Raw genomic sequence first — 12,137 nt, 5'->3', positions numbered from 1 at the left:
GCGTATGACCACCTCTGCCCCGCCCTCCGCGGCCGCCACCGCCGCCGCCACCGACCGCCTGCTGCTGATCGAGACCTTTGTGCGCATCGTCGAGGCCGGCAGCCTGTCGGCCGCCGCTGCGCAGCTGGGCGGCACGCAGCCCACCGTCAGCCGCCGCCTGCAATTGCTTGAACGCACCATGGGGGTGCGCCTGCTGCAACGTTCCACCCACGCGATCCGGCTGACTGAAGACGGCCAGCGTTGCTATGAACGCGCCAAGGAATTGATCGCTACCTGGCAATCGTTTGAAAGCGAGGTGCGCGGCGCGGGCGACGAGCCCATCGGTACGCTGCGCGTGGTGGCGCCGCACGCGTTCGGCCAGGACCAGTTCGTCGATCCGCTGGCCAGCTATCTGCGGCAGTATCCGAACATGCGCGTGGAATGGCTGCTGCACGACCGCATGCCGGACCTGATCGCCGAGAACGTGGACTGTGCGATTCGCGTCGGCGCGGTGACCGATCCATCCGTGATCGCCATCAAGCTGGGTGAAGTGCCACGCATCGTCATCGCGTCGCCTGACCTGCTGCAAGGCGGGCCCATCCCGCAACATCCCGACGACCTGGCGCGCCTGCCCTGGCTGGCGCTGCGCACGTTCTATCGCACCGAGGTCAGCCTGACGCATTGCGCCACGGGGGCAACTGAACGCTTCGGCATCCAGCCGCGTCTGTCCACCGATGGCCTGTACGCGCTGCGCAAGTCCGCGCTGTTGGGCCTGGGGGTGGCGCTGGGCTCGGCCTGGGCAATGCAGGAAGACCTTGCCACCGGCAGGCTGGTGCATCTGGCGCCTGATTGGCGCGCCGATCCGCTGCCGGTATTCCTGGTGTACGCGCCGTCGCGCTTTCAGCCGGCGCGTTTGCGTCGGTTCATTGAAATCATGCGCGAACACCTGCCGGTGGAGCTGGGCGGCGGCTGATGGCGCGCGACGACTCGTCGGCCAGCGCCGCCGGGCAAAAGCCGGGCGTAACCGGTGCACTGGCCGACGCGGGCGGCGATGCCGCGCGCGAGACCAGCACGGGCAGCAGCTCGGCGCGGCACGGGCGGCCATACAGCCAGCCCTGTCCGGTTGCCGCCGGCGCGCGTGCCAGGACATAGCGAGCTTGCTCGGGGCTTTCGATGCCTTCCACAATCACGTAGATGTTCATGCGGCGCGTCATCTCGAACACCGACTCCAGCACGGTCGCGGCCCAGTCGTTGGCGCTGACCCAACGGATCAGGGTGCGATCCAGCTTCAAACCGCTGACGCCCCACGTCAGCAGATTGCTCAGGTTGGCGTAGCCGGTGCCGAAGTCGTCAATGACCACACGAAACCCCGCTTGCAGATACTGCGCAATCAAGGTGCGCGGGTCGTCCACCACGAAGGCAAGCGACTCCGTAATCTCAAGCACGATGCGCTCGGGCGAGATACCGAATTCGCGTGTCGTTTCAAGCATGAACCGCGCAAACGAAATGTCTTCGATATCGCGCGGCGTCACGTTGATGCTGCAATAGAAATCACCTGGCTCGCGCAGCGCGATGCGCAGATCAGCCAACGTGGCGCGCACCACATACCGAGTCAGCTGGCGGCCCAGCCCCGTCGCTTCCGCCCACGCAAAAAATGTCTCGGGTGCAATCGCGCCCAGCGTTTCATGGGGCCAACGCGCCAGCGCCTCGACCCCCACCGTGTGGCCCGACGACATGTTCGCCAGCGGTTGGTACACCATGTGGATATGGCCGCGTCGCATGGCGCGCTTAATGCGGTGGCGCACGCCCGGCGCGCCGCTGTACCAGCGATACAGCAGCAGGCTGAGCAATACGCCGCCGAAAGCGCCGGCCAGCGCGGGCACCAGCACGCCGCCTGCCGGTTGCGCCGTCGCGTCCAGATCGCGCGCATCCGCCGCCGTACTGAATGCGCCCACCGCCACGCCAAGCACAATCCCCGCCAGGATCAGCAGTAGAAAGTACGGCAGACACGGCCGCATAAACCGATGAGAGATTGTCATGGGTGCGAAGAAAAAAAAGTAACGTCAATACGCAAAGAAAAGTCGGTGCATCCCGACGCGCGAATAATCGCGTGGTGACCATCCGGACACGTCCGCAAGGCGGTGCGATACCGTCGAGCACGCATTAACTAATACGTTCCGAAGCGCGCGCTTGTTGCATGCTTGACGTTAATTTGCATTTGTTTTTGCACGCATATTTGCGAGCAACAACGCCGGCGCAATGAACGGTAATCCGCACCGCTAAATTTATGTATCCGTTCGTTTTTTCGCCCCGTATACTCCGCTGCATGGATCAGCCCCAAGCGCCGTAATGTCGGCGAGGTCGCTGACCAGGATGGCGCAAGACATGCCAAGAGAATTCTCCGCTCGTTTGGGGGCTGTGGAATCCGAACTCAGAGCGCTGTGGTTGCAGGCTCAGGCGGGTGATGAAACAGCGTATCGCGATGTATTAGGGCGAATCGCGCGCTTACTGCGGGCCTATTTGCGTCGTCGCATGGGCGGCTGGCAGGACGATGTCGAAGACCTGGTACAGGAATGCCTGTTGGCATTGCATTTGCAACGCGCAAGCTATGACCCTACGCAGCCGCTGTCCGCATGGGTATATGCAATTTCTCGTCACAAGCTAATCGATTTCTGGCGGCGTAATCGGCGCTATGGTGCCCTTAACGATTCTATTGATGACGTGGACGAATCGCTGTTGGCCGGCGATGTCACGGAAACGACTTCTCATGTAGACCTTGCCCGTTTGCTTGCCGTATTGCCCGTTGCGCAAAGGCAAGCCATCGAGTTGACGAAGTTGGAAGGGTTAAGCGTGGCGGAAGCGGCCTCTCGGATCGGAATGTCAGAGGGTGCGATCCGGGTTCAAGTGCACCGTGGACTGAAAAGATTGAGCCAACTCGTCAAGGTGGTCATATAGTGAAAACGAAGGACTTCATCGACTTTCTTGCTACCGGCGCGGGGCCGGCCCCCGCTCCCAACACCACAAAGAAGCTGCGCACCGCCCTGTTGACTGGTTTGATCGCCAGCCTGGGAATCGGCCTGTTGGCCAACGGCATCGTGATAACGCCGTCCGCCTTTGCCGGCCGCTGGTTCAAGGTGGCCTACGCAATGTCTGTCCTGACCGCCGGGTGGATATTGGTCAAGCAACTGTCCCGACCGATATCTCGTGTGAGCAAGCCCTTGTGGGGCTTGGTGCTGGCGGTGCTGGTGATGTTCGGATTCGGTGCGACTGACTTGTTGAGCGTTTCAGTCGAGCAGTATGACGCGCTGTTTTTCGGCCAAAGCTGGCTGATGTGTTCGCTGTTGATCTTGCTGTTTTCCCTGCCTGCGCTGGCCGCCGCGTTGTGGACCATGCGCACGTTGGCTCCCACGCGTTTGCGTTTGGCCGGGTTTTCCGCCGGCATCTTCGCGGGGGCGCAAGGCGCCTTGGGCTATTTCCTTATCTGCCCCGAAGATTCGTTCCTGTTCGTGGCGGTCTGGTACACGCTGGGCATGGTGTTGACTGGTTTGCTGGGAATGCTGCTGGGGCCGCGCGTGCTTCAGTGGTAAGCGCAAGACATCGGTGCAGTAAACGTCATCACGGACCCTGTCGGGTCCGTTGTTGTTTGAAAGCTCGGTAACGAAACGGCCTGCTGCGTCGAATAAGTAAACATGCCGGCGCCTACGAGCTTCCCATGACCGCCCAAGAATTCTTCGATGTATTGACTCAACACGCGGCCAGCACGTATCGCCCCGCGTTGATCGGATCCAGAGCGTCGCTGTCCTATAGCGCCTTTTGCAACTATGTGCAGGAGCGGCGCGCGCTGTACGAAAAGCTATCGGTCAAGGTGCTGCTGACGCTTCAGGACAACGCGCCCTGGACGGTCGCGGACGATGTGGCGGCGCTGATGGCCAACGTTGCGCACGTGCCGCTGCCACCGCTTGCCTCGGACCGCGTGCTGACGCGTGCGCTGGAACGCTGCGCGGTGGACACGGTGATTGCGCCGGGCGCCATGGCGGCCAGGCTGGTCAGGCTGGGGCTGCTGCAAGCCGTCACGCTACCCGGTGGCGACGGCTTGTTCATGCGGCAAGTGGCGCCGGCCCCACGCGGCTTGCCCCCGGGCACCGCAAAAATCGTGTTCGATCCCGAGGGCGAGGACATGGGCCGGGGCATCTGCCTGAGCGCCTCGGCGTTACTGTCGGCCGCGAAGTCCGTGGCGGATCAGCTGGCGGACCGTGGCATCAAGCGGCACCTGATGACGCGGCCGCTCGCCACCTTGCAAGAATGCGTGATCGGCGCCTACGCGAGCTTGATCGCGGGCGCCACCTGCGTCGCCTTGCCCGGCAACCACCTTGGTCTGGACGCGATGGGCGTGGACCCGTTGGTCTTGCACGACGAACTCGAGCATCACGGTGCGCAAAGCTTCCTGGCCACACCGCAGGCGATGGTCGACTACGCAACCTTTTTGCAGGACCGCCGCGCGCGCGCACCCGTGACATTGCGCTGCGCGCTGATCGACGGCGCGGCGCAAGAGCTAGGTGTGCGGCGGCTGTTCGAAGCGGCCGGCCTGCCGGTCGTGCCGACGTTTTCCGTGCCACAGGCAGGCTCGGTCGTCACGATGAACACCGACGGCATCCGCCACGCGGGCTCGGCGGGCAAGACCTTGCCGCATCTGCGCCTGCGCGTATCCGCTGGCGGCGAACTTGAAATCCAGGGCACGGGCTTCCTGGGCTATCTGGACGACTTCACCGTGCCGCCCTGGCTGGAAACCGGCAGGCATGGCGAGATTGATGCGGACGGCTACGTGACGATGCTGGACCGGGTGGGCGCCAGCATCGTCGCCACGCCGCGCGTCGGCCCGGTGCAGGCGAATGCCGAACGCGCATTGATGGACACCACGTTGTTCATGCGGGCCGTTGTGTTTCTGAAGCCGCGCGTCGGATGTTGCGCGGTGCTGTGGCTGATCGGGCCCAACCTGTCCGACGCCGAAATACAAGCCGCCATCGACCGCTGCAATGCGCGCTTGGATAAGCGCGCGAAGGTGGTGCGCTGGACGCTGGCCAAGGCGCCTTTCTCTTTTATCTCGGGCCTGGCCACCTCACGCGGACGGCCGCGCCGTTCAATGATCTTGCGCCTGCACGATCATGAGTTCGACGAAGCGATTGCCGAAGATGCCCGGCACGACGCGCTGATCCCGAATCCTTGAACGTCCGGCCCTGGCCGCATTCATTACGCAATTCACTGACGCAATTGCCGCACGTCGCAAGACTGTTGCGCGGACGGCGTCCGCTCGCGCGGTCGCGGCGTGCGCCGGCTCGACTTAAAACCCCTCGCAAATTGCAGAACGTGTCGGCCAAGCGAGATGTTTTGTCGGTATGCCTCAAAGTTATTTCCTTAATTTACCGTCCTTAACTATTGAGGCCGTAACCGGATGCTGCCGCCGTTCGTATTTACAGGTATGGGCGGCTCGTGCAGAGGTATCCGGGCCGGTTTCATACGAGTGATCTTTACGGTTCGGGAAGTTCAACCAGGCGGGTGGACGCGGCAGTTAGGTGCCGCGGCACAGGCGGATTCAGTCAGGGACGCACGCGATCGTGCGCGACAAGGGTAAGAACATGAGCACCATCGTAAGCCACTGCATCGGCGGCACGCGCCGGCCCAGGCTGGAAAACATCGCTCGCTTGAGCACCCTGGCCGCTTGCGTGTCAGCGGTATTGCTTGCCGGTTGCTCGGTGCAGCCCAAGCAGTTCGAAGCCGCCGAAAACCGCGACCGCGCCATGGACCTGATCGCGCGCTCAACCGCGGAGCAAGAGCCCATCGCCGGCCCGGTGGACCTGTATGAAGCGATGGCTCGCGCCATCAAATACAACCTGGACGTGCGGGTTGAATTGATGGGCGTCGCGTTGGCGCAGCGTGAGCTGGACGTCAAGCACTACGACATGCTGTGCAAGTTCGTGGCGTCGTTGGACTACTCGGGCCGTGACAACTATTCGGGCGGCACCAGCCAGTCCTTGCTGACCGGGCAGACCTCGCTGGAACCGTCCACCTCGTCCGAAAAGAATGTGCTGCAAAGCAATTTGCAGCTGAGCTGGGACGTGCTGGATTTTGGCCTGTCGTACGTACGCGCCAAGCAAGCCGCCGACCGGGTCAACATGGCCGAAGAGCGCAAGCGCAAGGTCATGAACCGGCTGATCGAAGACGTGCGCACCGCCTACTGGCGCGCCGTCAGCGCCGAACGCCTGCTGGGCAAGATCCGCGAGCTGGAAGCGGCCACGCAGACTGCGTTGGACCTGGCCGCCGAGCAGGACAAGCTGGGCCTGACCGCGCCGTTGGCGCCGTTGAGCTACCAGCGCGAAATGCTGGGCATCCGCCGCGACGTGCAAGCGCTGGGCCGCGAACTGGGTGTTGCCAAGCAGCAGTTGGGCGCGTTGATGAATTTGCCGCCCACGACGCAATACACCATCGCGATGCCACCGGCCATGGAGAACAACAAGCCGCTTGCGCTGCCCGGCATTGCCGACGACCCGGCGGCCTGGCTGCAAGTGGCCATCGAGAACCGGCCGGAATTGCGTGAGGTCGCGTATCAGCTGCGCGCCAACGATCAGGAAAACACCGCCGCGTTGTTGCGTGCGCTGCCCAGCCTGAAGCTGTTCGGCGGCTTGAACGCCAGCACCAACGACCTGCTCTACAACAGCAACTGGATCGGGTGGGGCGCGGTGGCCAGCTGGAATCTGCTGAACGTGTTCCGCCTGCCCGCCGAAAAGGCGCAGATCAAGGCCGAAGGCGATCTGCTGGACCAACGCCAATTGGCGCTGACCACCGCCGTGGCCACGCAGGTGGAAGTGAGCCGGGCGCGCTACGCACTGCGCCAGGACGAGCTGAACACCGCGCAGCGCTTCTACGACGTGCAGGCGCGCATCGAAGGGCAGATCGATTCGGGCTTCAAGGCGGAAAAACTCAGCCGACAAACCTTGATCCGCGAGCAGATGAACACGCTGGTCGCCCGCGTGCGTTACGACCTGGCGCTGGCCGATCTGCAAAACGCCTACGCCAACGTGTTTGCCTCGTTGGGTATCGACCCTGTCGATACGACGATGAGCACGGCCGATCCGGTGCCCGCGCTGGCGAACAAGCTGCGCGCCATGTGGACGGCGCGCAGTGGCTACGCCGGCAACGAGCCGGACACGCGCGTGGCGGTTGCCGCGCCCGCACGCTAACCCTTCCTAGGCGGGGATCATCATGAAGAATCAACGAACTTTTGCGCCGCGTACCGGCTGGCGCCGCCGTGGCTGGGTGTTGCCTCTGGTGGTGGCGTGCGCCACGGCCTGGGGCGCCGATCCACCCGCCGATGGCGGTTCCGCGCGCGGCGTGTTGCGCGCCACGGCCGAGGCCACGCTGTCGTCTTCCGTATCCGAAAAGATCCTCAGCATGCCGCTGCGTGAAGGCGAACGGTTCAAGCAGGGCGACGTGCTGGTCGCCTTCGATTGCCGCCGGCTGGAAGCCGAACTGCGCGCCGCGCGGGCAGGGGCCGCCGTGGAAGCGCGCAACGCCAAGGTGCAAACCGAACTGCTGCGCATGGCGGCAACGGGCCGCGCCGACGCCGACATCGCGCGCTTCAAGCAACAGGAGCGCCAGGCGCAGGCCGACGTGATTCAGCAGCGCATGGTGGATTGCAAAGTGGTGGCGCCCTATGCCGGGAGCGTCGTCGAAACGCTGGCGCGATTGGACGAAACGCCGCCGCCCAACGAAAAGCTGATTTCTATCGTCAGTGACGGCCCGATGGAACTGCACATGGTCGTGCCGTCCAAGTGGCTGGCGTGGCTGAAAGAAGGGTCCAGCCTGGACTTCATCGTCGATGAGACGGGTGATGTGATGCCCGCCAAGGTCACGCGCGTGTCGGCGGCCGTGGACGCGGTCAGCCAGACGGTCAAGGTGGTGGCGCGTGTCGACCATGCCCCGGCGGGCGTGCGGCCTGGCATGAGCGGACGCGCCACGCTGGAAGGCACCGCCGCCGCGCCCGCCAGCCCCCTAGCGGCCTCGCCTGAAGGCGCTACGCCCGGAGCCGGTACGCCCGGAGCCGGTACGCCCGCAGCCGGTATGCCCGGCGCCGGTACGCCCGCCGCCGGTACCCCCGCAGCCGGTACCCCCGCAGCCGGTATGCCCGGCGCCGCCGCGATCCCGGCGAAAGGGCCTGTGCAGGCGGTCTATCGCGTGCCGAGCGGTAGCGAAGGGCATCCGCCCGCCGTCACGCTTATCCCGTCGCCGCAAGCGGATGCGGCGCCAAGAGCGTCCCTGCGCGTGGGTAGCCCCACGGCTTCGCCTCTGTTCAGCGTGACCAAGGCCGGTGCGCCGCCGATGAATGGCGCGGCGCGTTGAGGTTCATGCCGGCGCGTAAGGGCGGCCCCAGTGGTCACGCCCGAGCGCCCGGCGATTGCGGTATCCGGTAAGGAGTGGTTTTCATGGCCCTTCATGTGGCGAGTTCCCGTAGCGGGCCGGCTGAACCGGTGGCGGCAGGCGAAGCCGCGCGGCCCCGCCCCGCGGCGAATGCGCCGTCGGTAGCGGCAGCCGATCCGCAAAGCAGCACAAGCGCGCAGCTGATCCGTCTTGAAGGCGAGTTGCGCCGTTGCACCACGGCCGAGGCGTTGTGGCAGCACCTGGCCAACGAGCCCGTGGCGCTGTTGCCCTTTGGTCAGGCGCTGGTGTTCGAAGGCGCGCCGGCCGGGCGCTGGCGCGTGGCGGCCATCTCGGGTCTGGCCAGCGTGAACCGCGACGCGCCGCTGGTGCGTTGGTACGAAAACATGGTGACCACGTTGTGTCGGCCCAGCCCGGACGCACCCGACCCGCTGGCACTGCGCACCTTCGACGTGCAGGCCTACGCGGACCCCGACGACCCCTGTTCGGCCGACGCGGTGTTGACCTCGCTGCTGTGGGTGCCACTGGCGGACGTAGGGCAGACGCCACGCGCCGGCTGGCTGCTGGCACGTGACCAACCCTGGGACGAAGCCCATATGCGCCTGGCGGGCCGTCTGGGCGGCGCCTATGCCCACGGGCTATCCGCCATCGCCGGCCGGTCGCGCCCCGTCGCCGGGTTGCGTCGCCACCGATCCAAGCTGCTGGCGGGCGTGGCGGTATTGGCGGCCGCGCTTGCTTTCGTGCACGTGCCGCTGACGACGCTGGCGCCGGTGGAGGTCACGCCGCAGGATCCGTTCGTGGTGACGGCGGCGTTGCCCGCTGTCGTGGAACGCATTCTGGTGCCGCCTGGCGCGCAGGTTGCCGCCGGCACGCCGCTGGTGCAACTGGTGGACACGCAGCTGCGTAGCGATTACGAAGTCGCCATTCAGAAGGTGGAAGTGGCTCGCGCCAAGGTGCTTCGGCTGCAACAGGCGGCGGTATCCGACCCCACCGCCAAGCGCGAACTGGCCGTCGCCCAAAGCGAAGAATCGGTCGCGACGGCCGAGCGGGATTACGCGCGCGCCATGCTGGCCAAGGCGGTGCTGCGCGCGCCGCAAGATGGCGTGGCGCTGTATGGCGACCCGCGCGACTGGTTGGGCCGTCCGGTGGCCGTGGGCGAAGCCATCATGCGCGTGGCCGACCCCAACCGTGTGCAGTACCAACTGAAGGTGCCGGTGGCCGACTCGGTCAACTTGCACGAAGGCGCTGCCGTGCGCGTGTTCCTGGATGCCGCGCCCCTGGACCCCCTGGACGCGCAAGTGGTGCGCGTGGCGTACCGCGCCGATGCCGACGCAGCGGGCGTGTCCAGCTACACCGTGCTGGCGCGCGTGAACGATCCCACCGCCGTGCCCGAACGCCTGGGCCTGCGCGGCACCGCGCGCGTCTATGGCGAGCCGGTGTCCTTGTTCTATTACCTGCTGCGGCGGCCGATTACGGCGTTGCGCCAATGGACCGGAGTTTGACGCCATGGACGCCACCGCCCTGCTTATCGACGACGCTGACCCTGAAGCCAGCCTGGACGCCCGCGTGCTGCCGCCGCTGCGCCAGGACTTGCGGCTGATCCGCGACCAAGGCGGCACGCGCGCCGGGGAATGGGGCGGCAATTGGCGCATCCATGATCCGGCCGCGCATCGGTTCTTTGCCATCGACCAGGACACGGTCGGCATGCTGGCCCAATGGCATCAGGGCACGGTCGGCGCGTTGCGCTCTGCCGTGGCGCGCAGCACCGGCCGCGCGCCCGAGGATCACAAGATCCTGGGGCTGATCGAGTTCCTGCAACGCCATGAACTGGTTGCCCCGGCCGCGGGCGAAACCTATGCCCGCGTGCGGCAGCAGCGCAGCGCGCAGAAGCGTTCGCTGGCCACGCGCATGCTGCACAGCTATCTGTTCTTCAAAGTGCCGCTGGCGCGCCCCGATGCGTTTTTGCGCCGCACGCTGCCGCTGGTCACGCCGTTCTTCTCGCGCTCGTTCTGGATATTGGCGCTGCTGCTGGGCGTGTCCGGCCTGTACTTGGTGTCGCGCCAGTGGGAAGCCTTCCTGCATACGTTTCCCGACATGATCTCGGCCACCGGCCTGATCGCCTTCGGCTTGAGCCTGGCCTTTGTAAAAACCCTGCACGAACTAGGCCACGGTTATACGGCCGTGCGCCTGGGCTCGCGCGTCACCACCATGGGCGTGGCGTTCGTGGTGATGACGCCCATCCTGTACACGGACACCACCGACGCATGGCGCTTGCCGCGCCGCCAGCGCGTGCTGATCGACGGCGCGGGCATGGCCGTTGAATTGCTGGTGGCGGTGTTTGCGACGCTGGCCTGGGTATTCGTGCCAGACGGCCCGTGGCGCAACGTGGCCTTTGCCCTGGCCACCACCGGCTGGGTGCTGAGCCTGGCGGTCAACCTGAACCCGCTGATGCGCTTTGACGGCTATTACCTGTTCAGCGACCTGATCGGCATTCCCGGCCTGCAAGACCGTTCGTTCGCGATGGCGCGCTGGTGGATGCGCGAACGGCTATTCGGCTACGGCGACGAACAACCCGAACCCACCTACGGCCACACGCGCCTGCTGCTGATCGGCTTCGCCTACGCCACCTGGATCTACCGCTTCTTTCTGTTCCTGGGTATCGCGTTGCTGGTCTATCACTACTTCTTCAAGATCCTGGGCATCTTCCTGTTTGCCGTGGAGATCAGCTGGTTCATCCTGTTGCCGATCTGGCGCGAGATGAAAGTGTGGGTCAAGCGCCGCCATGAAGTCGGCCGGCAGGCGTTCATCACGCTGGGTGTGATGGTGCTGCTGGTAGCCGTGTTGCTGGTGCCGCTGCCGTACACCGTGCGCATCCCCGCCGTGCTGACCGCCACCGAGCAGGCGCCCGCCTTTGCGCCGCGCCCCGCGCGCCTGGAAGCGGTGCGCGTTCGCCAAGGTGAAACGGTGCGGGCCGGGCAGATCCTGATGGCGTTGAGCGCCTCGGAAATCGAACAACAACTGGTGGCCACGCGGGAACGCGAACGGCTGCTGAACGAACGGCTGGATCGGCGCAGCGCCGACCGCAAGGACTTGTCCGAAACCCTGACCCTGGCGCGCGAAGTGCAGCTGGAACGCGACCGCGCCACCGGCCTGGAGCGCGAGCGTTCGCGCCTGGCGGTGCGCGCGCCGATTGATGGCGTGGTGGTCGAGCTGGCGCTGGAGTTGTCGCCGGGTCGATGGGTGGATGAGAAGACGCGGCTGGCGATCATCGCCGCGCCGGGCAGCCTGGAAGCGCGCGGTTACGTCAACGCCGATGACTTGCGCCGCATCCGCGAAGGCGACAGCGGCGAATTCGTGGACGAACAACGCCTGATGCCCGCGCGCGCCGTCCAGATCGCGCGCGTTGGCGCGGCGGCCAATGACACGTTGGAAAACTGGATCCTGACTTCCGCTCATGGCGGTGACGTGGCCGCGCGCCAGTTCGAAGGCAGGCTGCGCGCCGAACAGGCCGTGTTCGAAGTGGCCGCCAACGTCACCGACGCATCGCGCGACGATCGCCCGTTGACCGAGCTGCGCGGCGAAATGCAGATCAAAGGCGAACCCATCAGCCTGGCCAGCCGCGTCGTGCGGCGCGTGGTCAGCGTGCTGTTGCGGGAGGCCGGCGCATGAGCCCCCTGAAATCTGGTCAACGCGCCGTTGGCGCGTTTCATGAATGTGGGGCGTTGCCG

Annotated in this window: 9 protein-coding genes; 8 read left to right on the top strand and 1 reads right to left on the bottom strand. The window is 65.5% G+C overall.

Annotation, left to right across the window (positions count from 1 at the left end):
- The first annotated feature begins 4 nt into the window (after nucleotides 1-4).
- Nucleotides 5-952 (top strand): LysR family transcriptional regulator, encoded by a 948-nt coding sequence (locus tag AC0Z35_RS20655; protein ID WP_104144742.1) that lies wholly within the window; start codon nucleotides 5-7, stop codon nucleotides 950-952.
- On the opposite strand, the gene AC0Z35_RS20650 is transcribed toward AC0Z35_RS20655, so the two are convergent.
- Nucleotides 912-1,997: an EAL domain-containing protein gene (locus AC0Z35_RS20650; protein WP_485132613.1), complete on the bottom strand. Its 1,086-nt coding sequence runs from the start codon at nucleotides 1,995-1,997 to the stop codon at nucleotides 912-914. The two genes, AC0Z35_RS20655 and AC0Z35_RS20650, sit on opposite strands and share 41 nt — an antisense overlap.
- A gap of 367 nt (nucleotides 1,998-2,364) precedes the next feature.
- Between AC0Z35_RS20650 and AC0Z35_RS20645 the strand changes: the two genes are divergently transcribed.
- The 7 genes from AC0Z35_RS20645 (at nucleotide 2,365) to AC0Z35_RS20615 (ending at nucleotide 12,078) form a co-directional block, all read left to right on the top strand.
- On the top strand, nucleotides 2,365-2,934 hold the full coding sequence (locus AC0Z35_RS20645; protein WP_223264923.1) for a sigma-70 family RNA polymerase sigma factor: 570 nt from the start codon (nucleotides 2,365-2,367) through the stop codon (nucleotides 2,932-2,934).
- Nucleotides 2,934-3,566 carry an NrsF family protein gene (locus AC0Z35_RS20640; protein ID WP_485132612.1) on the top strand — a complete coding sequence of 211 codons (633 nt, stop codon included), beginning with the start codon at nucleotides 2,934-2,936 and terminating at the stop codon, nucleotides 3,564-3,566. The genes AC0Z35_RS20645 and AC0Z35_RS20640 overlap by 1 nt, the downstream gene beginning before the upstream one ends.
- Nucleotides 3,567-3,691: 125 nt before the next feature.
- Nucleotides 3,692-5,203, top strand: a complete 1,512-nt coding sequence (locus AC0Z35_RS20635; protein ID WP_485132611.1) for an AMP-binding protein — start codon at nucleotides 3,692-3,694, stop codon at nucleotides 5,201-5,203.
- 409 nt (nucleotides 5,204-5,612) lie between these two features.
- Entirely contained in the window at nucleotides 5,613-7,214 is a 1,602-nt protein-coding gene (locus tag AC0Z35_RS20630) for a TolC family protein (protein WP_485132610.1), read from the top strand.
- A 22-nt stretch (nucleotides 7,215-7,236) separates the two neighbouring features.
- A complete protein-coding gene (locus AC0Z35_RS20625; protein ID WP_485132609.1) occupies nucleotides 7,237-8,373 on the top strand; it encodes an efflux RND transporter periplasmic adaptor subunit in 1,137 nt (378 codons plus the stop codon).
- A gap of 83 nt (nucleotides 8,374-8,456) precedes the next feature.
- Complete coding sequence (locus tag AC0Z35_RS20620; protein ID WP_485132608.1) at nucleotides 8,457-9,911, top strand: efflux RND transporter periplasmic adaptor subunit; 1,455 nt, start codon at nucleotides 8,457-8,459, stop codon at nucleotides 9,909-9,911.
- Between the two features lie 4 nt (nucleotides 9,912-9,915).
- Nucleotides 9,916-12,078, top strand: coding sequence for a peptidase M50 (locus tag AC0Z35_RS20615; protein ID WP_485132607.1), 2,163 nt, complete (start codon nucleotides 9,916-9,918; stop codon nucleotides 12,076-12,078).
- Nucleotides 12,079-12,137: the final 59 nt, after the last annotated feature.

Source organism: Achromobacter sp. 1L-A-4-B-C2 (genome assembly GCF_057291955.1).
The sequence above is the reverse complement of the archived record's forward strand: the minus strand, read 5'-3'. Positions and strand labels throughout refer to the sequence as shown.